This is a genomic window from Streptomyces sp. NPDC006476 (genome assembly GCF_040612015.1).
Taxonomy (GTDB): domain Bacteria; phylum Actinomycetota; class Actinomycetes; order Streptomycetales; family Streptomycetaceae; genus Streptomyces; species Streptomyces griseorubiginosus_B.
The window spans coordinates 18103-43006 of record NZ_JBEXPK010000028.1 but is presented as its reverse complement, the minus strand read 5'-3'; the positions used below and the strand labels follow the sequence as shown (position 1 = coordinate 43006).

The 24904-nt window shown below is 71.8% G+C and carries 23 protein-coding genes; 20 read left to right on the top strand and 3 right to left on the bottom strand.

Annotation, left to right across the window (positions count from 1 at the left end):
• Positions 1-4 precede the first annotated feature (4 nt).
• From ABZZ74_RS28965 to ABZZ74_RS28910, 12 genes are all read left to right on the top strand, one after another.
• Positions 5-1114, top strand: a complete 1110-nt coding sequence (locus ABZZ74_RS28965) for an ABC transporter ATP-binding protein (RefSeq protein ID WP_356769821.1) — start codon at positions 5-7, stop codon at positions 1112-1114.
• Positions 1111-2007: a sugar ABC transporter permease gene (locus tag ABZZ74_RS28960; protein WP_356769819.1), complete on the top strand. Its 897-nt coding sequence runs from the start codon at positions 1111-1113 to the stop codon at positions 2005-2007. Before ABZZ74_RS28965 ends, ABZZ74_RS28960 begins: the two co-directional genes overlap by 4 nt.
• Positions 2007-2894 carry an ABC transporter permease subunit gene (locus tag ABZZ74_RS28955; protein ID WP_356769817.1) on the top strand — a complete coding sequence of 296 codons (888 nt, stop codon included), beginning with the start codon at positions 2007-2009 and terminating at the stop codon, positions 2892-2894. Before ABZZ74_RS28960 ends, ABZZ74_RS28955 begins: the two co-directional genes overlap by 1 nt.
• Before the next feature lie 47 nt (positions 2895-2941).
• On the top strand, positions 2942-4372 hold the full coding sequence (locus ABZZ74_RS28950) for a glycoside hydrolase family 28 protein (RefSeq protein ID WP_356769815.1): 1431 nt from the start codon (positions 2942-2944) through the stop codon (positions 4370-4372).
• Positions 4369-5748 carry a glycoside hydrolase family 28 protein gene (locus tag ABZZ74_RS28945; RefSeq protein WP_356769813.1) on the top strand — a complete coding sequence of 460 codons (1380 nt, stop codon included), beginning with the start codon at positions 4369-4371 and terminating at the stop codon, positions 5746-5748. Before ABZZ74_RS28950 ends, ABZZ74_RS28945 begins: the two co-directional genes overlap by 4 nt.
• On the top strand, positions 5745-7532 hold the full coding sequence (locus ABZZ74_RS28940) for an alpha-L-fucosidase (RefSeq protein ID WP_356769811.1): 1788 nt from the start codon (positions 5745-5747) through the stop codon (positions 7530-7532). Before ABZZ74_RS28945 ends, ABZZ74_RS28940 begins: the two co-directional genes overlap by 4 nt.
• A gap of 98 nt (positions 7533-7630) precedes the next feature.
• Complete coding sequence (locus tag ABZZ74_RS28935) at positions 7631-8479, top strand: GNAT family N-acetyltransferase (protein WP_356769809.1); 849 nt, start codon at positions 7631-7633, stop codon at positions 8477-8479.
• Positions 8480-8533: 54 nt separating this feature from the next.
• Positions 8534-9064, top strand: a complete 531-nt coding sequence (locus ABZZ74_RS28930; RefSeq protein ID WP_356769807.1) for a GNAT family N-acetyltransferase — start codon at positions 8534-8536, stop codon at positions 9062-9064.
• A gap of 74 nt (positions 9065-9138) precedes the next feature.
• Positions 9139-10842: a proline--tRNA ligase gene (locus ABZZ74_RS28925; protein WP_356769805.1), complete on the top strand. Its 1704-nt coding sequence runs from the start codon at positions 9139-9141 to the stop codon at positions 10840-10842.
• Positions 10843-10941: 99 nt separating this feature from the next.
• The gene (locus ABZZ74_RS28920) at positions 10942-11166 is read left to right on the top strand and encodes a hypothetical protein (protein WP_356769803.1); all 225 of its coding nucleotides are present in this window, start codon (positions 10942-10944) and stop codon (positions 11164-11166) included.
• Positions 11166-11753 (top strand): hypothetical protein, encoded by a 588-nt coding sequence (locus ABZZ74_RS28915; RefSeq protein ID WP_356769801.1) that lies wholly within the window; start codon positions 11166-11168, stop codon positions 11751-11753. Before ABZZ74_RS28920 ends, ABZZ74_RS28915 begins: the two co-directional genes overlap by 1 nt.
• A gap of 1 nt (position 11754) precedes the next feature.
• The gene (locus ABZZ74_RS28910; protein WP_356769799.1) at positions 11755-11955 is read left to right on the top strand and encodes a ferredoxin; all 201 of its coding nucleotides are present in this window, start codon (positions 11755-11757) and stop codon (positions 11953-11955) included.
• A 20-nt stretch (positions 11956-11975) separates the two neighbouring features.
• Here the strand turns inward: ABZZ74_RS28910 and ABZZ74_RS28905 are convergent, their stop codons facing one another.
• From ABZZ74_RS28905 to ABZZ74_RS28895, 3 genes are read right to left on the bottom strand one after another with little or no spacing between them, the layout of a single operon-like run.
• Complete coding sequence (locus ABZZ74_RS28905) at positions 11976-12887, bottom strand: aminoglycoside phosphotransferase family protein (RefSeq protein ID WP_356769797.1); 912 nt, start codon at positions 12885-12887, stop codon at positions 11976-11978.
• Between the two features lie 27 nt (positions 12888-12914).
• Positions 12915-13391: a ferritin-like domain-containing protein gene (locus tag ABZZ74_RS28900; RefSeq protein ID WP_356769795.1), complete on the bottom strand. Its 477-nt coding sequence runs from the start codon at positions 13389-13391 to the stop codon at positions 12915-12917.
• On the bottom strand, positions 13388-13933 hold the full coding sequence (locus ABZZ74_RS28895; RefSeq protein ID WP_356769793.1) for a hypothetical protein: 546 nt from the start codon (positions 13931-13933) through the stop codon (positions 13388-13390). Before ABZZ74_RS28895 ends, ABZZ74_RS28900 begins: the two co-directional genes overlap by 4 nt.
• 209 nt (positions 13934-14142) lie before the next feature.
• Between ABZZ74_RS28895 and rimP the strand changes: the two genes are divergently transcribed.
• From rimP to ABZZ74_RS28855, 8 genes are all read left to right on the top strand, one after another.
• Positions 14143-14652: a ribosome maturation factor RimP gene (gene rimP / locus ABZZ74_RS28890; protein ID WP_356769791.1), complete on the top strand. Its 510-nt coding sequence runs from the start codon at positions 14143-14145 to the stop codon at positions 14650-14652.
• 2 nt (positions 14653-14654) lie between these two features.
• Positions 14655-15641, top strand: a complete 987-nt coding sequence (gene nusA / locus ABZZ74_RS28885; RefSeq protein WP_133047437.1) for a transcription termination factor NusA — start codon at positions 14655-14657, stop codon at positions 15639-15641.
• Positions 15642-15742: 101 nt separating this feature from the next.
• A complete protein-coding gene (locus tag ABZZ74_RS28880) occupies positions 15743-16039 on the top strand; it encodes a YlxR family protein (RefSeq protein ID WP_356769789.1) in 297 nt (98 codons plus the stop codon).
• A gap of 146 nt (positions 16040-16185) precedes the next feature.
• Positions 16186-19314, top strand: coding sequence for a translation initiation factor IF-2 (infB, locus tag ABZZ74_RS28875; RefSeq protein ID WP_356769787.1), 3129 nt, complete (start codon positions 16186-16188; stop codon positions 19312-19314).
• 143 nt (positions 19315-19457) lie between these two features.
• Positions 19458-19751 carry a DUF503 domain-containing protein gene (locus ABZZ74_RS28870; RefSeq protein ID WP_356769785.1) on the top strand — a complete coding sequence of 98 codons (294 nt, stop codon included), beginning with the start codon at positions 19458-19460 and terminating at the stop codon, positions 19749-19751.
• 37 nt (positions 19752-19788) lie between these two features.
• Positions 19789-20235 (top strand): 30S ribosome-binding factor RbfA, encoded by a 447-nt coding sequence (gene rbfA, locus ABZZ74_RS28865; RefSeq protein ID WP_133047440.1) that lies wholly within the window; start codon positions 19789-19791, stop codon positions 20233-20235.
• Positions 20232-21137: a tRNA pseudouridine(55) synthase TruB gene (gene truB / locus ABZZ74_RS28860; protein WP_356769783.1), complete on the top strand. Its 906-nt coding sequence runs from the start codon at positions 20232-20234 to the stop codon at positions 21135-21137. Before rbfA ends, truB begins: the two co-directional genes overlap by 4 nt.
• Positions 21138-21393: 256 nt before the next feature.
• Complete coding sequence (locus ABZZ74_RS28855; protein WP_356769781.1) at positions 21394-24858, top strand: trypsin-like peptidase domain-containing protein; 3465 nt, start codon at positions 21394-21396, stop codon at positions 24856-24858.
• The last annotated feature ends 46 nt before the right edge of the window (positions 24859-24904 follow it).

Here is a 24904-nt window from a genome sequence, read left to right as displayed (position 1 = left end):
TCGCATGGCCCGGTTCCACACCCTGCGCCTGGAGCGTGTCTCGCGCCGGTTCGGACGGCACCAGGCGCTGCACGAGCTGGAGTTGGAGATCTCGGGCGGCGAGTTCGTCGCGCTGCTCGGGCCCTCCGGCTGCGGCAAGTCCACCGCGCTCAACTGTCTGGCCGGGCTGCTGCCGCTGACCGGCGGGGCGATCCTGCTGGACGGTGAGCGCATCGACCAACTGGCCCCCGAGCGGCGCGGGTTCGGCATGGTCTTCCAGAACTACGCCCTCTTCCCGCACATGACCGTCCGCGGCAACGTCGCCTTCGGGCTGCGGATGGGCCGGGTGCCGAAGGCGGAGGCGGCCGAACGCACCGACCGGGCCCTTGAGCTGGTGCATCTCACCGAGCACGCGCACAAGCGGCCCGGGCAGCTCTCCGGCGGGCAGCAGCAGCGTGTCGCCATCGCTCGCGCCGTCGTCCTCGAACCGCGTCTGGTGCTGATGGACGAGCCGCTGTCCAACCTGGACGCGGCCCTGCGTCTGGAGATGCGCGCCGAGATCAAGCGCCTGCACCGGCGTCTCGGCCTCACCACGGTGTACGTCACCCATGACCAGGAGGAGGCGCTGTCGCTGGCCGACCGGCTGGTCGTGCTGCGTGACGGGCGCACACAGCAGATCGGCACACCCGAGGAGGTGTACGCCCGTCCGGCCAACCGTTATGTCGCCGGGTTCATGGGCTACCGCACGATGCTCGACGCCCCCCTGGTTGCGACCGACGGTGAACACGCCCAAGTGGACCTGGCCGGAACCCGGTTGACCGGCCTGGACCGGTCCGGTGCGGCCGCCGGTGGCCGGGTGACGGTTGCGGTACGGCCCGAGGACCTGGACGTCGTCGCCGAAGGGGGAGCCGGACTGCCCGCACGGGTCGAGGTCGTCGAGTACCACGGTCGCGAACTCGCCGTCGAGGCGGCCTTGTCGGACGGCCGGCAGGTCCACTTCCGTACCCGCGCCCGGCTCGCCCCGGACGACGAAGTGCGGCTGGCCGCGCCCGCCGAGCGGGTGCTGGTGTTCGCGGCCGACGACGACCGTACGCGGACGGCGGCGGCCAACCCGAAGGCGGTGACGGCCTCATGAGCGCCGTCGGCACGGGAAAGCCCGCCCTGCGCCATCGCCTCGCCGAACGGGGGGTCGACCGCACGCTGTTGCTCGCGCTCCCCGGCGTCGTCTTCCTCGTCCTGCTGTTCTGCTACCCCTTCCTCTACGGCCTTCAGCTCTCCTTCCAGCCGCAGCACGGCGGGGGAGCGTTCGCCAACTACCGGCGGTTCTTCGACGATCCGTATCTGCGCGAGACGATCTGGATCACCCTCAGGCTCGCCGTGCCCGCCGCCCTGATCAACTGCCTCGCGGCCGTCCCTGTCGCCTTCGGCACCCGCCGCCCCTTCCGCGGGCGCCGGCTGCTGACCACGATCCTGGTCATGCCGATCACGCTGGGCACGGTCCTCACCGCCGAGGGCCTGCTCGGCTACCTCGGTCCCAGCGGCTGGCTCAACAAGATCCTCCACGACCTCGGCCTGACCGACCAGCCCCTCCAACTCGTGCACAACTACTGGGGAGTTCTGGCCTCGCTGGTCATCACCGGCTTCCCCTTCTCCTACCTGCTGACGCTGTCGTACCTCACCGGCATCGACCCCAGCCTGGAGCAGGCGGCGGCCACGCTCGGCGCGGGACGGTGGCACCGCTTCCGGCACATCATGCTGCCGCTGCTCGCCCCCGGCCTCGCGATCACCTTCTGTCTCTCCTTCGTGCTGGCCTTCGCGGTGTTCCCCTCCGCGCAGTTGGTCGGCGACCCGCGCGGTGCCACGCACGTCATCTCCATCGAGGCCTACCAGGCGGCCTTCCAGAAGTTCGACTACTCGCTGGGCTCGGCGATCGCGATGGTGATGGCCGGGGTGATGCTCGCGGTGGTCGTCCTGGTGCTGGGCTGGCGCTCGCTGCTGTACCGCGGGGCGACGGGAGGCAAGGGCTGATGACCGACGTACTCGAGGCGCCCGCACCGGCGAAGGAGGCCTCCGCGCGCCCGCGGCCCTGGTGGCGCAAGCCCGGTGCCTGGGCCGCCGTGCTCGTCTTCGGGCTCTTCCTGGTCAACCTCGCCGGGATCGTGGGCGTCCCGCTCGCCGACTCCTTCGGCACCCGCTGGTTCACCAGCTGGCTGCCCGAGGGCTGGACGACGAAGTGGTACGGCGAGGCCTGGCGGGAGTTCTCGCTGGGGCAGGTCTTCTGGACGACCGCGCTGGTCTCGCTGCTGGTGGTCGCGGTGTCGGTGGCCGTCGGCGTCCCGGCCGCCTACGCGCTCGCCCGCCGCGACTTCCCCGGCAAGAAGCTGGTCCTGCTGCTGTTCCTGCTGCCGATCCTGGTCCCGCCGCTGACGTACGGCATTCCGCTCGCCACCGTGCTGTACAAGTTCCAGCTGGCGGGCACGCTGACCGGGGTCGTGCTGGCGAACCTCGTGCCGTCGGTGCCGTTCGTGGTGCTGACCATGACCCCGTTCATCGAGCAGATCGACTCGCGCATCGAGGCGGCGGCGCGGATGTGCGGGGCGCGGACGGCGTCCGTGCTGCTGCGGGTCCTCGCGCCGCTGCTGGTGCCGGGCATCCTCGCCGCGTCCGTGCTGGTCCTCGTCCGCACGGTCGGCATGTTCGAGCTGACGTTCCTGACCGCGGGCCCGGACAGCCAGACGCTGGTCGTCGCCCTCTACTACGCCGTCTTCTCGGCCGGCATCCGTACGCAGCAGTCGATCGACGCGATGGCCGTGATGTACACGGCGTCGATGCTGGTGCTGCTGGTGATCGCGCTGCGCTTCGTCAATCCGACGCAGCTGGTCACCCGGGTGAGGGAGGAGCAGGCCCGCGGCTGACCGACCGGACCGTACCCGCACCGTCCGTAAGAAACAGGTGATCCCCCTTGCGCGCAAGCTTCCCTCGACGCACCGCCCGCATCTCCCGACGCACCGCCCTCGCCGCGGGGGGCCTGGCCGCGGCCGCCCCGCTGTTGACGCAGCCGCCCGCCGAGGCGGCCCCCGCCGACCCCTGGGCCCGGGTGCCCGCCATCCTCGCCCGGATCAGGCCGCCGCGATTCCCCGGACGCCGGTTCGACATACGGGACTTCGGCGCCGTCGCCGGGGGAGTGACCCCGTGCACCGAGGCGTTCCGACGGGCCGTCGCCGCCGCTCATGAGGCGGGCGGCGGCCGGGTCGTCGTACCGGATGGCAGGTACCTGACAGGGGCGATCCATCTGCGGAGCAACGTCGACCTCCATGTCACCGAGAACGCCGTCATCGCCTTCAGCCCCGACCCCGCCGACTACCTCCCCGCGGTGCTCACTCGCTGGGAGGGCACCGAGTGCTGGAACTATTCGCCGTTCGTCTACGCCCACGGCTGCGAGAACGTCGCCGTCACCGGCACCGGCATCATCGACGGGCAGGCCCGGCTCGGCCCCTGGGAGAGCTGGTACCGCGACGGCAAGCTCCAGTCGCCCGACCAGAAACTCCTGCGCCAGATGGGCAGTTCGGGCGTCCCGGTCGCCGAGCGGGTCTTCGGCGCCGGGCACCACCTGCGGCCCCAGCTGATCCAGTTCCACCGCTGCCGCAACGTCCTGGTCAGCGACGTCACGCTGGTCGACCCGCCGATGTGGACCGTGCACCCGGTGCTGTCCAGCAATGTCACCGTCCGCCGCGTCACCGTCGACAGCACCCTCTACAACACCGACGGCTGCGACCCCGAGGCCTGCCGGGACGTCCATATCAGCGAGTGCTCCTTCGACACCAACGACGACTGCGTCGCGGTGAAGTCGGGACGCGACGAGGACGGCCGGCGCGTCGGCGTGCCCAGTGAGAACGTCGTCGTGCAGGACTGCCGATTCTCCGGGCGCTGGGGCGGGCTCGCGGTCGGCAGCGAGGTGTCGGGCGGGGTACGGAACGTCTTCGCCGAGCGGTGTGTCGTCAACCCGCCTGAATTTCCCGGCCGTTACCCGGTCAAGTATCCGCTGTACGTCAAGACCAGCAAAAAGCGCGGCGGCTTCGTCTCCGGCGTGCACATCCGGGACTTCACGGGTACGGACGTGGACCGCGAGGCCGTCTATGTCACCGCGAACTACAACGGCGGTGAGAACGGCACCCTCCCGGTCACCGTCGAGGACATCACCGTCCGCCGCACCCGCCTGGACGGAGCGAAGGCGGTCCTGAACCTCGAGGGCCTCGCCACCGACCACCTCCACGGCGTCCATCTGGACCACTGCGACTTCACCGGGGTCCGCGGCCCGGACAGCGTGACGTACACCGACGACCTCACCGAACGGCACGTCACCGTCAACGGCACGGAGGTGACGACGCCATGAGGCGCCGTACGCTCCTCAAGGCCTCCGGTGCCGCCCTCGCCCTGCCGAGGCCACCGGCCTCCGGCGCCCCCGCCGACCCCTGGTCCCGCGTCCCCCGCATCCTCGCCCGCATCCGCCCGCCCGCCTTCCCGCACCGCTTCTTCGACATCCGCCGCTACGGCGCGGTCGGCGACGGCACCACCAAGAACACGCTCGCCTTCCGCCGGGCCGTCGAGGCCTGCCACGAGGCCGGGGGCGGCCATGTCGTCGTTCCCGAGGGCGTGTTCCTCACCGGTGCGATCCACCTGCTCAGCGGGGTGGACCTGCATGTCCGGGGCACCGTCCTGTTCAGCACCGACCCCGCCGACTACCTCCCGGTCGTCCTCACCCGCTTCGAGGGCACCGAGTGCTACAACTACTCGCCCTTCATCTACGCCCACGGCCGGCGCGACCTAGCGATCACCGGTCCCGGCACCCTCGACGGACAGGGCATGGCGGGCCCCTGGAAGAGCTGGCGCGACCCCGGCGGCGGCGCACCGGCCGACCAGGAGGCGCTGCGCGGCATGGGCGAGCGGGGCGTGCCCGTCGCCGAGCGGGTCTTCGGCGCCGGCCACTACCTGCGCCCCAACATGGTCCAGTTCTACCGCTGCCGGAACATCCTCATCCGCGATGTCACGGTCCTCGAACCGGCCATGTGGACCCTCCACCCGGTGCTGTCCCGCAACATCCTGATCCAGGACGTCGACGTCATCGGCCGCATCAACAACAGCGACGGCTGCGACCCCGAGTGCTGCGAGGACGTGTACATCACCGGCTGCCGCTTCCACACCGAGGACGACTCGATCGCCGTCAAGTCCGGCCGCGACGAGGACGGACTGCGGGTCGGCACGCCGAGCCGGAACATCGTCGTACGCGACTGCGTGTTCTCCGGGCGGTGGGGCGGTATCGCCGTCGGCAGCGAGATGTCCGGCGGGGTGTACGACGTCTTCGCCGAGGACTGCCGCATCAACCCCCTTGACTTCCCCGGCCGTTACAACCCTCGCCATCCCGTCTTCCTGAAGACCAACAAGAAGCGCGGCGGCGCCATCGACGGCGTGTACGTCCGCCGCTTCACCGGACGGCAGATCGACCGGGACTGCGTCTACCTGACCACCCGCTACTCCGGCCAGACCGGCGACCGCCCGGCGGTCATCCGCAACGTCCACGTCCAGGACATGGTCCACGACGGCGCCCGCCGCGCCATCAACCTCGAAGGCCTGGACTCCGACCCCTTCCGCCACATCCGCATCGAGCGCTGCGACTTCACGGGCATCGCCGAGCCGAACGTCATCGAGTCCGCACCGGATCTCGTCCTGAGGAAAGTGTTCGTCAACGGAACAGAGGTCACGTATCCATGAGACCCGCACGGAGCACCGTCCACCTGCTGTGGGTGGCCGTACTCGCCCTGCTCTGCGGCCTGTTCGCCGCGCCCGCATCGCAGGCGGCGGCCGCGCACCACCCCGCGTACCCGCCCCGCCAGACCATGCTGCGCAACGCCACCGCGGGCATGTTCCTGCACTGGGGCATGTTCACCGCGCCCAAACACCTCGACTGCGCGAGCTGGGAGAAGGACGTCACCGACGGCGGCTGGAACCCGGACTACTGGGTCGACGAGGCCCGCAAGATCCGCGCGAGCTACATCGTCCTCGCCACCTTCCACTCCCGCCTCGGCTACGCCCGCCCCTGGCCGTCGGCGATCCCCGGCTCCTGCTCGACCAAGCGGGACATCCTCGGTGAACTCATCGACGCGGCCGCCAAGAAGGGCCTGAAGGTCATCCTCTACATGACCGACGACCCCAAGTGGCACAACGAGCAGGGCGTCGAGACCCTCGACTCCGCCGCCTACTCGGCCTACAAGGGCCACGACGTCGACCTCACCACCCGCGAGGGCTTCGGCGAGTTCAGCTACGACAACTTCTTCGAGGTCATGAAGAAGTACCGGAAGCTGTCGGGCTTCTGGATCGACAACGACAACGAGTACTGGGAACAGCACCAGCTCTACGAGCAGATCCGCCAGTTGCGCCCGGACATGACCCTGAGCAACAACAACGAGGACACCCCGATCATGGACATGGTGTCCCATGAGCAGAAAGTCGGCATGACCCCGCCGTACGACCAGCCGTCGGCGATCTGGACCCCGATGCCCCGCCTGACCGAGTCCTGCTACAAGGTCCCCGACACGGGCAGCTGGTGGTACGACGGCCAGGACCGCCCGGTGTCGACCGGTCTCAACGTCGACCGGTACATCGCCAACGCGGGCAACTCCATCCTCTCCCTCGCCGACTTCACCGCCATGGTCAACGGCCGCTTCCCCGCCCAGCAGGAGAAGTTCCTCGACCTGATGAAGGACTACCTCCCGCCCATCTGGCAGTCCCTGCACGGGGTGTACGGCGGCGGCTTCATGTACGGCGGTATGCAGCCCGGCAGTTGGAACGACGGCTCCTACGGCTACATCACCGTCAGCCGCACCGACCGCACGACCCAGTACGTCCACGTCACCACGAAGCCGACCTCCGGCGACCAGGTCCGCATCCGTGACAACGGCTACCGGATCGAGAGGATCACCGACCTGCGCACCGGCAAGCGGTTCCACTTCGACCAGCAGGGCGGCACCCTCACCATCAAGGGTGTCACCGACTGGGACCCGTACGACACCGTCTTCAAGGTCCGTACGGCACCCGTGCGCGAGGGCGTCTACCCGACCGGTGCGGTCAAGGCCTCCGATCCCGCCCTCACCGATGGCGACTTCAACACCTACAGCGACAACAAGGGTGTCCTGCCCGCCAGTTACACCCTCGACCTCGGCCGCGTCCGCAAGGCCTCCTTCCTCGGCGTCAACCAGCGCGAATGGTCGCCGACATACAACCGGGAGACCTTCGGCAGGAAGGAGGACTCCGCGCGGATCAAGGACTACACCGTGTCCGTGAGTGACGACGGAACGACATGGAGTGAGGTGAAGGCCGGGGTGCTGGAGAGCGCCCGCGGCATCCGCTTCATCGACCTCCCCGCCGCTCTGCGCACCCGCTACATCCGCCTCGACGTGCCCACCACCTGGGGCGCCCCCACCGTGCCCGCGTTCTACCAGCAGCTGCGGATCGACGAGATACAGGTCGGCTACGGCCATCCCACGAGCCACGGCTGACGCACGGGCCCTCCCGCGTCGCCGCACGGGGCGGCGCGGCCCACATTCGGCAGGTACAGTGCGGAGATCAGCAGAACCCTCAGCGTGAGGTCCCGCACGTGTTGACCCAGACCACCTCCCGAGTGCTCGAACCGAGCGACCTGGACGCCGCGCTCGCCGTCCTCGACCGCGAGCCGGTCGCGAACGCCTTCGTGACGTCCCGCGTCCAGGTCGCCGGCCTCGACCCGTGGCGGCTCGGCGGCGAGATGTGGGGCTTCTACGAGGACGGCATGCTCACGTCCCTCTGCTACGCCGGCGCCAACCTGGTCCCGATCTGCGCCACCCCGCGTGCCGTGCGGTCCTTCGCCGACCGCGCCCGCCGGGCCGGCCGCCGCTGCTCCTCCATCGTCGGCCCCGCCGAGGCCACCACCCAGCTGTGGCGGCTGCTCGAACCCAGCTGGGGTCCCGCCCGCGAGGTCCGCGCCCACCAGCCGCTCATGGTCGCCGACCGCATGCCCGCCGACATAGCCCCCGATCCGTACGTCCGCCGCATCCGCAAGGACGAGATGGAGACGATCATGCCGGCGTGCGTGGCGATGTTCACCGAGGAGGTCGGCGTCTCCCCGCTGGCCGGCGACGGCGGTCTGCTCTACCAGGCCCGGGTCGCCGAACTCGTCGGCTCCGGCCGCTCCTTCGCCCGCCTCGACGAGCACGGCAAGGTCGTCTTCAAGGCCGAGATCGGCGCGGCGACCCCGCAGGCCTGCCAGATCCAGGGCGTCTGGGTGGCCCCCGAGTACCGGGGCAGGGGCCTCGCGGCGCCCGGCATGGCGGCGGTCCTGCGGTACGCCCTGGCCGACGTGGCGCCGGTGGTGAGCCTGTACGTCAACGACTTCAACACCCCGGCGCGGCGGACCTACCTGAAGGTGGGGTTCCAGGAGGTCGGCGCGTTCACGAGCGTGCTCTTCTAGTCGCTGTTCACAGGGCTGTTCTGAGCCTCGTGGGAGACCTGTAGTCTCCCCCGCATGGACCTCGTCATCGGCCCCCTCGACCTCCCCGCCCACGTAGACGAGGCTCTCGCCGTCCAGGCCGTCGCCTTCGGCCTCGGCGCGGACGAAGTGGCCGTCCGCCGGCAGATCGTCCTGCGCCACATGACCTACCCCGGAGCCCGCGCCCTCGGCGCAACCAGCGGTGGCCGGCTCGTCGGGTTCGTGTACGGCATGCCGAACGACCGCACCCACTGGTGGTCGACCGTCGTCGAGCCCTACCTCCGCGCCCAGGGCCACGACGCCTGGCTCGACGACTCCTTCGTGATCACCGAGCTGCACGTCCACCCCCGCTACCAGAACCGTGGCATCGGTCGCTCCCTGATCACCACCATCACCGACGGCGCCGCCGAACCCCGCTCGATCCTGTCCGCGATCGACACCGACAGCCCGGCCCGCGGTCTCTACCACTCCCTCGGCTACGAGGACCTGGCCCGCCGCGTCCTGTTCCCCAGCGCCCCGAAGCCGTACGCCGTGATGGGCGCCCCCCTCCCGCTGCGCCGCCGGTAACGGATTTCCACCGGCACAGCGACCCCGGCTAACCTCCTAGCCATCACCGTTTTCCCGGCAGGAGTACGAGAACCATGGCCAACGCACCGGTCCAGCGCATGTCCCAGTTGATGGCGAAGACGCTGCGCGACGACCCGGCGGACGCCGAGGTCCTCAGCCACAAGCTGCTCGTCCGCGCCGGCTACGTCCGCCGCACCGCGGCCGGCATCTGGAGCTGGCTGCCGCTCGGCAAGAAGGTGCTGGCCAACGTCGAGCGCGTCGTCCGTGAGGAGATGGACGCGATCGGCGCCCAGGAGGTCCTGCTCCCCGCCCTGCTGCCCCGGGAGCCCTACGACGCCACCGGCCGCTGGGACGAGTACGGCCAGGAGCTGTTCCGCCTCAAGGACCGCAAGGGCGGCGACTACCTCCTCGGCCCGACCCACGAGGAGATCTTCACCCTGCTGGTGAAGGACCAGGCGTCCTCCTACAAGGACCTGCCGGTCATCCTCTACCAGATCCAGCACAAGTACCGCGACGAGGCCCGCCCGCGGGCCGGCATCCTGCGCGGACGCGAGTTCCTGATGAAGGACTCGTACTCCTTCGACACCGAGGACGAGGGCCTCGCCCAGTCCTACGCCCTGCACCGTCAGGCCTACCAGCGGATCTTCGAGCGCCTCGGCCTCGACTACCGCATCTGCGCCGCCACCGCCGGCGCGATGGGCGGCTCCAAGTCCGAGGAGTTCCTCGCCCCGGCCGGGGCCGGCGAGGACACCTTCGCCGACTGCCCCAACTGCGACTTCGCCGCCAACACCGAGGCGATCACCTACGAGCTGAAGCCGGTGGACGCCGACGGCGTGCCCGCGCTCGAGGAGATCCCCACCCCGGACACCCCGACCATCGAGACCCTCGCCGCCCACCTCGGCGTCGAGGCCTCCGCCACCCTCAAGAACCTCCTCGTCAAGGTCGACGGCGAGATCGTCGCCGTCGGTGTCCCCGGCGACCGCGAGGTCGACATGGACAAGGTCGAGGCGCACTTCGCCCCGGCCGTCGTCGAGATGGTGACCGAGGCCGACTTCGCCGGTCGCCCGGACCTGGTCCGCGGCTACGTCGGCCCGCAGGGCCGTGGCGAGAAGGTCCGGTACATCGCCGACCCGCGCGTGGCCCCCGGCACGGCCTGGATCACCGGCGCCAACAAGGCCCACACCCATGCCAAGAACGTCGTCGCCGGACGTGACTTCCAGGTCGACGAGTACGTCGACGTCGTGGTCGTCCAGGAGGGCGACCCCTGCCCCAAGTGCGGCACCGGCCTGAAGCTGGACCGCGCCATCGAGATCGGCCACATCTTCCAGCTCGGCCGCAAGTACGCCGACGCCCTCAAGCTCGACGTCCTCGGCCAGAACGGCAAGCCGGTCCGCGTGACCATGGGCTCCTACGGCATCGGCGTCTCCCGCGCCGTCGCCGCGCTCGCCGAGCAGACCGCCGACGACAAGGGCCTGGTGTGGCCGAAGGAGGTCGCGCCCGCCGACGTCCACGTCGTCGCCGCCGGCAAGGCCCTGCAGACCGAACTGGCCCTGGAGGTCTCCGAGAAGCTGCGCGCCGTGGGCCTGCGCGTCCTCGTCGACGACCGCGCCGGCGTCTCCCCGGGTGTGAAGTTCACCGACGCCGAGCTCATCGGCGTACCGCAGATCCTGGTCGCCGGCCGCCGCTCCGCCGAGGGCGTGCTGGAGCTCAAGGACCGCAGGACCGGTGAGCGCGAGGAGCTGACGGTGGACGAGGCGATCGCCCGCCTCACCGCGTAAAGGAACTCCTCAGAAACCTCTGGGGGCACCGCGGTCCGCAGAGGGACCCGGCGCACCGCGGCGACAGCGGCGGCCGTCACACTGGCGGCCGCCGCCGGAATGTTCGCGCTGATCGGCACGATGCACACGGACACCAGCGCGGTGTCCTCGACGACGAACAGCAGCACCGGGTCGACCGGTGGCACAGGATCGGGCAGCAGCGACAACAGCGGTACGAGCTCGTCCTCGTCGTCCAGCGACACCGCTTCCTCCGCCTCGTCCACGGGGGGCCTGACGTCCTCCAACGGCAGCGGCTCCACCGACTCCACCTCGGGGGCGTCGTGATGAGCGCGCCGGTCGAGCCCCGCACGACGGCCGCCGTCGAATGGCGTGCCCTGGGCACCACGGTCCGCCTGGTCGTCACCGACCCGGCCCTGCTGGACTCCTGCAACCTGCTGCTGGCCCGGCACCTCGCCGAGGTCGACGCGGCCTGCAGCCGCTTCCGCACCGACTCCGAACTGGATCCCGGCCGCGGAGGCGGCCCAACTCTCCCTGGACGCAACGACGATGGGCGCCGGAGTCCTGGCTGCCCTCCCCACCGACCGCTGCGGCCCCGCGGAGACGGCCCGGGTCCTGCGCTACCTGGCCCTCCAGTCGGCCGGCCAGTGCGGCCCCTGCCTCAACGGCCTGCCCCGCATCGCGGCCCCCTTCCAGAGCCTGGCGACCCCCGGCCCCAGGGCACTGCCCGCACCGATGTGTCCCGCTGGTCCGGTCTGGTCGAGGGCCGCGGCGCCTGCCACCACCCCGACGGCACCGTCCGCCTGGTCCGCAGCGCGTTCACCACCTTCACCACCGAACTCGACGCCCACGCAAGGGGTTTGTGCACCGCAACGGACCACACACCCCTGCTCCCCGTCCCCCGGGAGATCTGACATGGACCAGCGCATCGATATCGACTGGACGTCCTGCCAAGGCCACGGCCTGTGCGCGGAACTCCTCCCGGAACACGTCGCGTTGGACGAGTGGGGTTACCCGCTCGTCGACGGGACTTCCGTCCCGGCTCGTACCCTGAAACGCGCCCGGAGAGCGGCGTCGGCCTGCCCGGTCCTCGCATGGAAACTGACGGCAAGGTGAGCGCCCTCTCAGGCACAACCTCAAAGCCACCCGGCAAACTCGAGCAACAGCTCCGCATCCTTCGCCCGCCCCACCCGAAGGGCCCGCACCCCCGACTCCACGGCCCGGAACAACGTCCACCCCCGCAACCGCTCCTGATCCACATCCAACGACTCGGCCAACCGCTTGACCCGCCGCCGAGTGGTCGCCGCCCCCGACGGCGAGGCGATCAAGTCCTCCACCCGATCCCGCACCAACCGCGCCAGATCGAACGCACTCTCCCCGACCACCGGATCCGGCCCCACGGCCAACCACGGCATCCGCTCCCCGGCCAGCACCTTGCTCTGCCGGAACGTCCCGTGCAGCAACCGCCCCTCGGGCGGCGCCCCCAACAGCTCGGCCCGCGCTCCGAGCGCCGCGTCGACCAGTCCGGCCACCTCGCCGAAGGCACCCGCGCCGGCCCGCATCGCCTCCGCCTGCCGCCCCGTCCGCTCGGCGACCGTCTCGAAGACATGACCGGCGGGCGGCTCCACCCACAGCCGCCGCAAGGTCCCCGCCGCCTCCAGCAGCGCCTTCGCCTCCGGCAGCGACCGCACGGAGACGTCAGGATGCAGCCGCTCCAGCAGCAGCACACCGTCCTGCGCATCGTCCTGGGTCACGTTTTCGACGAGTTGTACGGCCCCGAGGCCGCCCCAGTGGGACAGCGCCGCCCGTTCGGCCCCCGGCCGCGACCGCGGCGGCGCCAGTTTGAGCACGGCCGGGCTGCCGTCAGGGCGCCGGACCAGCACGACCAGGCTGCTGCGGCCCCCGGGCACCTGCACCCGCTCCACGGTCAACTCGCGTAGCGCGACGGCCCGTTCCGCCGCCTCGGGCAGCTTCTCCAGCCAGCCGTCACCGTCCGGTGCCGTCTCGCGGAGCGCCCGCACCAGACGCTGCGGGGGTTCGAAAGCCATACCCGAGTCGTTCCCTTCCCGTGCCGGTCACGCCGAGGGCGTCGGCGAGGCGGAGGTCGTGCCGGTCGTGCCCGCCCGCTCGGCGAGCCCAGGGAAGGCTACGCTCTCCCCGCTCCAGCGCACCGCCCGCACCGCCGCCTCCCGCAGCGCCTCGGCACCCGAGCGCCGCCGCTCGCCCTCAGTGGCGCGCACCACGTCGGAGTACACCCCGGCCACCCGGTCCTCCAGCTCCGCGGCCAGCTTCACCGCCGCCGCCGGGTCCGGCACCGGGAACGGCAGCGCGTACGCGGCCGCCGCGGCGACCGGCGTGCCCCCGAGGTCCCGGATGTCGCGGGTGAGGGCGTCACGGCGGGAGCGGTGCGCGTCGTACGCGGCACGGGCCTCGGCGCGCCGGTCCTCGCCGATCCGGCCGCCGACCACTCCGTAGCCGTAGACCGCCGCGTGCTCGGCGGCCAGCGCCGCCTGCAGGGCCTTCAGCGCTTTCTGCCTGCTCTCGTCGCTCACCTGGCACCCTCCGTCAGCAGAAACGCGTGCGCCGCCCCGGCCGCCGCGACCGACGCCAGCAGCCGCGCCAGCTCCCCGGGCACGTCCAGGAGCGCCGCCGTACGCCGTTCGGCCAGGGCCCGCTCGGCCGCGGCGAGCTGCGCGACGGCCTCCTTCTCGTCGACCGGTACGGCGGCGGACGACGATGCCGGCGCGGACGCCGACGCCGACGCGGACGGCGATGCGGACGCCGGGCTCCCCTTCGCGACCGCCCCTCCGAACGCCTCCGTGTGCCGCACGACCTCCGCCCGCAGGGGCCGCAGCCGCTCCGCCGCCGCCGGATGCGCGGCGAGCACGGCGTCGTACCGCTGCAGCAGGCCCGCGCTCTCCCGAGCCGCACGCGCGCGTGCCCTCGCGGTGAGCGACGGGCTGCCGCCGGTGCTCTCCTCGGACTCCCCGGAGCCGTGCGAACAGCCCGCCAGCAGGGCGGTCCCGGCGGCGGAGGCGAGCAGGGATCTTCTGCGCGGCCCCGAGAGGGTGCGCGAGTGTGGGGGGTACTGCACGGGTGACGTCCTCGGGGGCTCGTACGAACATCGGGCGAACACACGGGCGGGAGTGTTCCGCCGTGATCACGGTACCCGCGCTCACGTTCGGTGCCGCTCATCGGCACCGGCCGTACACAGGTGGACGGCAACACTCCCTGCGACCGGATACCCTTTGACCAGACACGCGACCATCCCACAACAGCACACGCGGCCGAGGAGTCACCCGGATGAGCACCACCCAGAGCGAGAGGCTGCGAGAGCTCCTGGAACCGCTCGTCAGCTCCCAGGGCCTGGATCTCGAAGAGATCGCGGTGGACTCCGTCGGACGCAAGCGGGTGCTGCGCGTCGTCGTCGACTCCGACACCGGTGCGGATCTGGACCAGATCGCCGATGTGAGCCGCGCGCTCTCGGCGAAGCTCGACGAGACGGACGCGATGGGCGAGGGGGAGTACACCCTCGAGGTCGGCACCCCGGGCGCGGAACGCCTCCTCAAGGAGCACCGGCACTATGTGCGCGCCAAGGGTCGGCTGGTGAGGTTCCAGCTGACCGAGGGCGGCGAACTGGTCGCCAGGATCCTCGAGGTCGACGACGAGGGCGTCGACCTCGAAGTGCCCGGGGTCAAGGGGCGCAAGGCCACCGCACGAAGAGTCGCCTTCGGCGATGTCGAGAAGGCGCGCGTGCAGGTCGAGTTCAGCCGCAAGGACGACAAGGACGACAAGAAGGAAGAGGAGGCGTAGCCGTGGACATCGACATGAGTGCCCTGCGGGGCTTGGTACGGGAGAAGGAGATCTCCTTCGACCTGCTGGTCGAGGCGATCGAGTCGGCCCTCCTCATCGCCTACCACCGCACCGAGGGAAGCCGCCGGCACGCGCGCGTGGAGCTCAACCGGGAGACCGGACATGTGACCGTGTGGGCGAAGGAGGACCCCGAGGACCTCGAGGAGGGCCAGGAGCCCCGCGAGTTCGACGACACCCCGTCCGGCTTCGGCCGTATCGCCGCCACCACCGCCAAGCAGGTCATCCTGCAGCGGCTGCGCGACGCCGAGGACGACGCGACGCTCGGCGAGTACGCCGGCCGCGAGGGCGACATCGTCACCGGAGTGGTCCAGCAGGGCCGCGACCCGAAGAACGTGCTCGTGGACATCGGCAAGCTGGAGGCCATCCTGCCCGTGCAGGAGCAGGTGCCGGGCGAGACCTACCCGCACGGCATGCGGCTGCGGTCGTACGTCGTCCGCGTGGCCAAGGGCGTGCGCGGCCCCTCGGTGACCCTCTCCCGTACCCACCCCAACCTGGTGAAGAAGCTCTTCGCCCTGGAGGTGCCGGAGATCGCCGACGGGTCCGTGGAGATCGCCGCGATCGCCCGTGAGGCCGGTCATCGCACCAAGATCGCCGTACGGTCCACCCGTTCGGGCCTGAACGCCAAGGGCGCCTGCATCGGCCCCATGGGCGGCCGGGTGCGCAATGTGATGGGCGAGCTGAACGGTGAGAAGATCGACATCGTCGACTGGTCCGACGACCCGGCCGAGATGGTAGCCAACGCCCTCTCGCCGGCCCGGGTCTCCAAGGTGGAGGTCGTCGACCTCGCCGCCCGTTCCGCGCGCGTGACGGTGCCGGACTACCAGCTGTCGCTGGCGATCGGCAAGGAGGGCCAGAACGCCCGCCTCGCGGCCCGCCTGACCGGCTGGCGGATCGACATCCGGCCCGACACCGAGCAGGCCGGGGAATAGATCTCGGCCCGGGGTGGGTTGGATCGAGACGGATCTTGCCCGGCGGCTGTTCGAAACCTCACCCAGAGGGGTGAGGTCGGTACGGGGAGGTAGACTGAGGAGTGTCTGGCCGGACGCACGCCCGCGCCTGCCCTGAACGCACCTGTGTGGGGTGCCGGGAACGAGCGGCCAAGACGGATCTGCTGCGCATCGTGGCGATCAAGGACGCTTGCGTCCCCGATCCTCGCGGTACGCTGCCCGGCCGGGGTGCGTATGTACACCCCGTCTCGGTCTGTCTCGACCAGGCGGTACGCCGCCGGGCGTTCACGCGGGCGCTGCGCGCCCCGGGAGCGCTCGACATTAAGGCGTTGCGCCAGTACGTCGAGCAGACAACAGTTGCTGAGCAGGCAACACCGTAAGACGTGCCGTACGGAACCCCGTGCGGCCCTAGGTACCCCGCGAGTTGGAAGTAGGTCGAGATTGCGATGAGCACTCGATGAGCACGCGATGAGTACGCCCATGAAGTAGCGACGGTCCGGACGCACCCGGACCTAAAAGGAGCGAAGTGGCTAAGGTCCGGGTATACGAACTCGCCAAGGAGTTCGGGGTTGAGAGCAAGGTCGTCATGGCCAAGCTCCAGGAACTCGGTGAATTCGTCCGTTCGGCGTCTTCGACTATCGAAGCGCCCGTCGTCCGCAAACTGACGGACGCCCTCCAGCAGGGCAACGGAGGCGGCAAGGCCGCCCCCGCACGCAAGGCTGCCCCGGCACGTCCGGCGGCCCCCTCTCCCGCGCAGGCCGCCCGACCGGCCGCCCCGCGCCCGCCGGCCCCGAAGCCGGCCGCCGCCGAGAAGCCCGCGGCTCCCGCCGCGCCGGTTTCTCCCGGCCCCCGTCCCACCCCGGGCCCGAAGCCCGCGCCGCGGCCCGCCCCGGCGTCCCCGGCTCCGACGACGCCCGAGTTCACGGCACCCCCGTCGGCCCCCGCGTCCCCCGCGTCCCCCGCGTCCCAGGGCTCCGGCCCGCGTCCGGGCGCCCCGCGCCCCAGCGGCCAGACCGCCCGTCCGGGCGCCCCGCGTCCCGGTGGCCCCGGCCAGGGCGGCCAGGGTCGCGGCGACCGCGGTGACCGTCCGGGCGCCCCGCGTCCGGGTGGCCAGGCCCCGCGTCCCGGTGCCCGTCCGGCCGGTCCGCGTCCGGGCAACAACCCCTTCACCTCCGGCGGCTCCACCGGCATGGCGCGCCCGCAGGCGCCCCGTCCGGGCGGTGCCCCGCGACCCGGCGGCCCCGGTGCCCCCGGTGAGCGTCCCGGCGGCGCCCCGCGTCCGCAGGGCCAGGGCGGTCCCCGTCCCCAGGGCGCGGCGGGCGGTCCCCGTCCGCAGGCTCCGGGCGGCTCGCGTCCGACCCCGGGCGGCATGCCCCGTCCGCAGGGCGGTCCCCGTCCCGGCGGCGGCCCCGGCGGCCCGCGTCCGAACCCCGGCATGATGCCGCAGCGTCCCGCTGCCGGCCCCCGCCCCGGTGGCGGCGGTCCCGGCGGTCGCGGTCCCGGTGGCGGCGGTCGTCCCGGTGGCGGTGGCGGCGGTCGTCCGGGCGGCGGCGGCTTCGCCGGTCGTCCGGGTGGCGGCGGCGGTGGCGGCTTCGCCGGCCGTCCCGGCGGTCCCGGTGGCGGTGGCGGCGGTTTCGCCGGCCGTCCCGGCGGTCCCGGTGCGGGTGCCGGCGGCGGTGGCCGTCCCGGTTTCGGCGGTCGTCCCGGTGGTCCGGGCGGTCGTGGTGGCACGCAGGGCGCCTTCGGCCGTCCCGGTGGTCCCGCGCGCCGTGGCCGCAAGTCGAAGCGGCAGAGGCGCCAGGAGTACGAGGCCATGCAGGCCCCGAGCGTCGGCGGCGTGATGCTGCCGCGCGGCAACGGCGAGAGCATCCGTCTCTCCCGTGGCGCGTCGCTCACCGACTTCGCGGAGAAGATCAACGCCAATCCGGCGTCGCTCGTCGCGGTCATGATGAACCTCGGCGAGATGGTCACGGCCACGCAGTCCGTCTCCGACGAGACGCTGCAGCTCCTCGCCGACGAGATGAACTACACGGTTCAGATCGTCAGCCCCGAGGAGGAGGACCGTGAGCTGCTCGAGTCCTTCGACATCGAGTTCGGCGAGGACGAGGGCGGCGAGGAGGACCTGGTCGTCCGTCCGCCGGTCGTGACCGTCATGGGTCACGTCGACCACGGTAAGACCCGACTGCTCGACGCCATCCGCAAGACGAACGTCATCGCGGGCGAGGCCGGCGGCATCACCCAGCACATCGGTGCCTACCAGGTCGCGACCGAGGTCAACGACGAAGAGCGCAAGATCACCTTCATCGACACCCCGGGTCACGAGGCGTTCACCGCCATGCGTGCCCGTGGTGCGAAGTCGACCGACATCGCGATCCTGGTCGTCGCGGCCAACGACGGCGTCATGCCGCAGACGGTCGAGGCGCTCAACCACGCCAAGGCGGCCGACGTCCCGATCGTCGTCGCGGTCAACAAGATCGACGTCGAGGGCGCCGACCCGACCAAGGTGCGCGGTCAGCTGACCGAGTACGGCCTGGTGGCCGAGGAGTACGGCGGCGACACCATGTTCGTCGACATCTCCGCCAAGCAGGGTCTGCACATCGACTCCCTGCTGGAGGCCGTGATCCTCACGGCCGACGCCTCGCTCGACCTGCGGGCCAACCCGAACCAGGACGCGCAGGGCATCTCGATCGAGTCCCGTCTCGACCGCGGCCGCGGTGCCGTGGCGACGGTCCTCGTCCAGCGAGGCACGCTGCGGGTCGGCGACACGATGGTCGTGGGCGACGCCTACGGCCGGGTGCGCGCCATGCTCGACGACAACGGCAACAACGTCGCCGAGGCAGGCCCGTCGACGCCGGTCCAGGTCCTGGGCCTGACCAACGTCCCGGGTGCGGGCGACAACTTCATCGTGGTGGACGAGGACCGTACGGCCCGTCAGATCGCGGAGAAGCGCGCCGCCCGTGAGCGCAACGCCGCGTTCGCCAAGCGCACGCGCCGCGTGTCGCTGGAGGACCTGGACAAGGTGCTGAAGGCCGGCGAGGTCCAGCAGCTGAACCTGATCATCAAGGGCGACGCGTCCGGATCGGTCGAGGCGCTGGAATCCTCCCTGCTCCAGCTGGACGTCGGCGAAGAGGTCGACATCCGCGTCCTGCACCGTGGCGTCGGTGCGGTCACGGAGTCGGACATCGACCTGGCGATGGGTTCCGACGCCATCGTGATCGGCTTCAACGTCCGTGCGGCAGGCCGCGCGGCGCAGATGGCCGAGCGCGAGGGCGTGGACGTCCGGTACTACTCGGTCATCTACCAGGCGATCGAGGAGATCGAGGCGGCCCTGAAGGGCATGCTGAAGCCGGAGTTCGAGGAGGTCGAGCTCGGTACGGCGGAGATCCGCGAGGTCTTCAAGTCGTCCAAGCTGGGCAACATCGCCGGTGTCCTCATCCGCTCCGGCGAGGTGCGCCGCAACACCAAGGCCCGCCTCATCCGCGACGGCAAGGTGGTCGCGGAGAACCTCAACATCGAGGGCCTGCGTCGCTTCAAGGACGACGTCACCGAGATCCGCGAAGGGTTCGAGGGCGGTATCAACCTCGGCAACTTCAACGACATCAAGGTGGACGACGTCATCGCGACGTACGAGATGCGCGAGAAGCCGCGCGTCTGATCCAGCACGCGATCGGGGCCGGTCGGCGGGGAAGTTCCTCCACGGAATTTCCGTCGATCGGCCCCGGCCGTTGCGTGTACGGTTCCCGTATCGGCGTCGAGCGTGGCGCCCGTACCCCGAACCGGCGGGACATCCGGACACACATGTATGTGGGGACTCTGTCCTTCGACCTGCTCCTCGGCGACGTCCACTCGCTGAAGGAGAAACGCGCTCTCGTCCGTCCGATCGTGGCCGAACTCCAGCGCAAGTACGCGGTGAGCGCGGCGGAGACGGCCAACCAGAACCTCCACCGCAGGGCCGAGATCGGGCTGGCGGTGGTCTCGGGGGACACAGGGCACCTCACCGACGTACTGGACCGCTGTGAGCGACTGGTCGCCGCGCGGCCCGAGGTGGAACTGCTCTCGGTTCGACGCAGGCTCCACAGCGACGAAGACTGAAGCAAGCGGCAAGAGAAGTTACTAAGGAGACGGACCAGTGGCCGACAACGCGCGTGCCAAGAGGCTGGCGGACCTCATCCGAGAGGTGGTGGCCCAGAAGCTGCAGCGCGGGATCAAGGACCCGCGGCTCGGCTCGCACGTCACCATCACGGACACCCGGGTCACCGGGGACCTGAGGGAGGCGACCGTCTTCTACACCGTGTACGGGGACGACGAGGAGCGAGCCGCCGCGGCGGCCGGACTGGAGAGCGCCAAGGGCGTGCTCCGCTCCGCGGTCGGGGCCGCGGCCGGTGTGAAGTTCACGCCGACGCTGACCTTCGTGGCCGACGCCCTGCCCGACACCGCCCGGACCATCGAGGACCTCCTCGACAAGGCCAGGCAGTCCGACGCGAAGGTGCGCGAGGTCTCGGCCGGCGCCGCCTACGCGGGCGAGGCGGACCCGTACAAGAAGCCGGGCGAGGACGAGGACGACGCCGCCGAATGACCCAGAGGAACCAGACGCCCGACGGCCTTGTCATCGTCGACAAGCCGTCGGGCTTCACTTCGCACGACGTGGTGGCCAAGATGCGCGGCATCGCGAAGACGCGCCGCGTCGGACACGCGGGCACCCTCGACCCCATGGCGACGGGCGTGCTCGTCCTCGGCGTCGAGAAGGCGACCAAGCTCCTCGGCCATCTCGCGCTGACCGAGAAGGAGTACCTGGGCACGATCCGCCTGGGCCAGACGACCCTGACCGACGACGCCGAGGGCGAGATCACGGGGTCGGCCGACGCCTCGAAGGTCACCCGGGAGGCCGTCGACGCCGGGATCGCGGAGCTCACCGGCGACATCATGCAGGTGCCGTCCAAGGTCAGCGCCATCAAGATCAACGGCGTGCGGTCCTACAAACGGGCCCGTGAGGGCGAGGAGTTCGAGATCCCGGCCCGCCCGGTCACCGTCTCGTCCTTCTCGGTGTACGACATCCGGGACGCCGTCGCCGAGGACGGCACCCCCGTCCTCGACCTGGTCGTCTCGGTGGTCTGCTCCTCCGGCACCTACATCCGGGCCCTGGCCCGCGACCTCGGCGCCGGCCTCGGAGTCGGCGGCCACCTGACCGCCCTGCGCCGCACCCGCGTCGGCCCCTACAAGCTGGATTCCGCGAAGACGCTCGACGAACTCCAGCAGCAGCTGACGGTCATGCCCATCGCGGACGCCGCCACCGCCGCCTTCCCCCGCTGGGAGGTGGACGCGGGGCGCGCCCGCCTGCTGACGAACGGTGTCCGCCTGGAGATGCCCGACGAGTACGCGACCGCCGGCCCGGTCGCCGTCTTCGACCGCGAGGGACACTTCCTCGCGCTCGTCGAGTCGCAGAAGGGCAAGGCGAAGAGCCTGGCCGTCTTCGGCTGACGACTTCGCGGCAGAACCGAGGCTGCCCGTCCGTGGAGCGGCGCTCACGGGGTTGCGACGCCGCTCCACGGTCCCCCCTCGGTTCCCCCACCCCTAGGGTGTATCCAGCGACCCCCGCCTGTTCACCTGTCCGGGCAGGCGCTCGGAGTGAACCGAGGGAGTGGAAGGGGGCGCGTTCACGACGCGATCTGTCCCGCTGATCATCCCGCGCCTACCGTCGAACCCAGGGAACGGGTGTACGGCGGGGAGGACGGCCATGACGGGACGAGAGCGGTCCCGGCATACGAGGGACGGTGCGCCGGAGCCACGGGACGCGGGGGAGCGGGAGAGCCGCGAGGCCGCCGTCGTCCGCATCCACGACCTCGCCGGGCGCCCCCGGGGCACCGGCTTCGTCGCCGACCACCAGGGCACCGTCGTCACCAGCCACGAGGCGGTCGACGGGCTGTCCAGACTGGTGGTGCACGCGGGCGGCGACCGCACCTGCCTGGTGCCGGCGGAGGCGGTGACCGCCCTCCCCGAGCTGGACCTCGCTCTCGTCCGCACCGAGGGGCTGGCCGTCGACCCGCTCCCCATCACCGTCCGGGACCGCGTCGAGACCGGTACCTACGTCCGTCTCGCCGCCGGCCGCTGGCGCGAGGCCCGCGTCCTCGCCGCGACCTCCGTCACCTACGCGGCGACGGACCGCTACCGCCTCATCGACGACGTCCTGGAACTGGCCATCGGCACCGCCGGCCAGGACGCGCTGCGGCTCGGCGGGGGCGCCGCCGGAGGCCCGGTCCTGGACGCCGACACGGGCGCCGTCGTCGCCGTCCTCGGAACGGCACTCCGGTCCGGCCACCGCGACACCGGGTACGCCGTCCCCCTGCGCCCCGGGACCGACGGGGCCCTGGCCGACCTCCTGGCCCGCAACGCGGCCACGGTCCCCGCCTACGGAGCCGACCTGAACCTGGCGGGTGTACTGGAACTGACGGCCACATCGGTGGGCCAGGACGGCCCATCGGAGGCACCGGCAGGCCGCCTCGCTCGGGTGGAGCCGGTGGAACGGGCAGAGCTGACAGGGCAGTTGACGGCCTTCGCGGACGGACAGGGGTCCTCCCCGGTCCTCGGCCTCGTCGGCTCCCCGGGCAGCGGCCGTACGACGGAACTCGCGGCCCTCGCCGCACGCCGACACCACCGCGCCGAACCCGCCCCCACGCTGTGGCTGCGCGGCGCCGACCTGTGCGACGACGACACGTCCGTCGCCGACGCCGCGAGCCGAGCACTGGCCCGCGCCGCCCGTATCGTCGTCGCGTCGGAAGCCACCCGCGCGGACGACCTGGGCGACATCGGCCCGACCCGCCTCGCCGCAATCGCCCGCACCGCCCAACGCCCCCTGCTGCTCCTCCTCGACGGCCCCGAGGAGATGCCCCCGCTGCTCTCCGACCGCCTCCCCGTCTGGACCGAGGGCACGGCGACCTGGCTGGCTGAGACAGGCGCCCGCCTGGTGGTGGCCTGCAGGCAGGAGTACTGGGAATCAGCGGCGACGCATTTCCCGTCACCTCCGGCCGTCGCGGACGAGACTCCGTCAGCGCCACCGCCCTGCCTGCACCTCACCGACCTCACGGAACCCGAGGCCCGCACGGCCCGTGCCCGCTACGGCATCCCCGAAGGCGCCCTCACCCCCGCCGACGCCCGCCACCCCCTCACCCTCCGGCTCCTCGCCGAGATCCGCGCGGCCCTCCCCGACACCCTCGGTACTCCGCACGCCCCCCTCGACCGCGACACCGTCTTCTCGGCCTACCTGGACCTGATGTGCCTGCGCATCGCCGTCCGCCTGGCCGACGGGAACGGCCTGCGCGGCACCGCCGTACGCCGCCTCGCGGCAAAGGTCTCCGGCCAGGTCCACGAGGCCGCCCGCCGCAGCCTCGGCCCGGGCCAGGGCGAACTCGACCGTGCGTCGTTCGAGGCGGTGTTCCCCTGGGGCCAGGCACTGCGCCACCTCGGCGGTTGCACCGGCTGGGCCTCCGCCGTCCTCACCGAAGGGCTCCTCGTTCCCGCCGGCACCGGCTACCGCTTCGCCCACGAGGAGTTCGCCGACTGGATCCAGGGCACCCACCTCGACCTCGACGAGGCGCTGCAGGCCCTGGTCCACCGCCGTACCCCCTCCCCGCTCGCCCAGCCGCTGCCCGTACCGCACCATCGCATCGGCCCGGTCGTACAGGCCTTGCTGTTCCTCGCCCGAGAACAGGGCACCGCCCAACTCGCCACCCGTCTGCACGAGTTGGTCGAGGCGCTGAAGACGGACCCGGACTCCTGGTGGCCCGCCCGTCTCCTCTCCGAAACCCTCCTCCGGGTCCCGGACGCCGGCCCGTACCTCGACGTGCTCCGCCACCTCGCCGACCACGTCGTCACCGCTCAGCGCCCCACCACCGCATCCGTCTTCACCCCCGCCTTCTGGACCGCCCTCCCCCTCCCGGACAGCGACCGCCTCGACCTCCTCCGCCACCTCCTCCTCGCTGACCACCCACCCCGGGACGCGCCCACCACTCCCCGCTACCTCGACGCCGTCTCCCGCCTCCTCGCAGCCGCCCCGACCGCCGTACAGCCCCTCCTCACCTCCTGGTTCGACGACGACCGCCCCCTCCCCGCGACTCCGCACGCGACCGTGGCCGAAGCCGCCCAGGCCCTGCTCCACACCCACCGGCACCTCGCCCTGGACGAGCTGACCGAGGTGCTGGTGGAGTCCGCGCATCCCAGGGCGGACGAGTTGCTGGCGGCGCTGGCCGAGGACGAGCCGTCGGCGGTGTGCCGGGCCGTGGACCGCTGGGCGCACGACGAACGCGCTTCCCGGCGAGCGGCGGCCGCGGTCCACGGACTGCGCACCGCCCCCCACGTCCGCACCGAGGCCGACCGCGATCTCCTGCGCTACGCCGCCGGGGCCCTGCTCGCCCGGCCCGCCGACGACACCCTGCACGGCGGCGCGCTCGCCCTGCTCGTCCGCGATCCACGCACCCGTGCCCGCCATCTCCCGCAGGCGCTGCGCCGGTTCGCGACCGGTGACCCGTACGTCCCGCCGAGTGCCCTGGTCCCCGCCCTGGCCACCCACCCGGAACCGGTCCTCGACGCGTTCCGGGATCGGCTGCGCAGGCCGGAGCCGGGCCAGGCGCTGCGCACCCTCGCCGACGTCACCACACCCGCGCTGGCCCGCCGGGTCGCCACCCTGGTGCGGGACGCCGTACGGCACCGCCCCGAGACCGCCGCCGACGTCGCCGCATATGTCGAACGCCGGCTGGACCAGGGTCCCGCGGCCCGAGCGGTGCTGCTCCCGCTCGTCACCGGCCTCCTCGACGGTGGCCCGGAGAACGTACGGGCCGCGCTGGCCGCCGTACTGGCCGTCCCCGGCACCCCGATCTCCCACCCCTTCCGCCAGGAACTCCTCGAGTTCCTCCTCTCCCGCGAGCACGACCCGGCCGTCCTCGACGCCCTGCTGCACGCCGTCGCGCCGCACACGGGCGACGAGATCCGCGACCTCGTCCACCGCACCGGCCTCCTCATGGTCCGCACCCCGGACGGCGCGGCCCGCTTCGACCGCGGCCTGGTCGACCTGGGCCGGCGCGTGCCCGGCTTCGCGGCCCGGATGGCCGGCTGGCTGACGGACACCCCGCAGGCCTGGGCGGCGGTGGTCGGCCCCAGCGCCCGCCGGATGATCGAGAACCTGTCGGGCGTACGCGTGCCCGCCTGAGCCCCCCGCCGTCACGTGCGTCGGGTCACAGCCCCCATGCCGATGC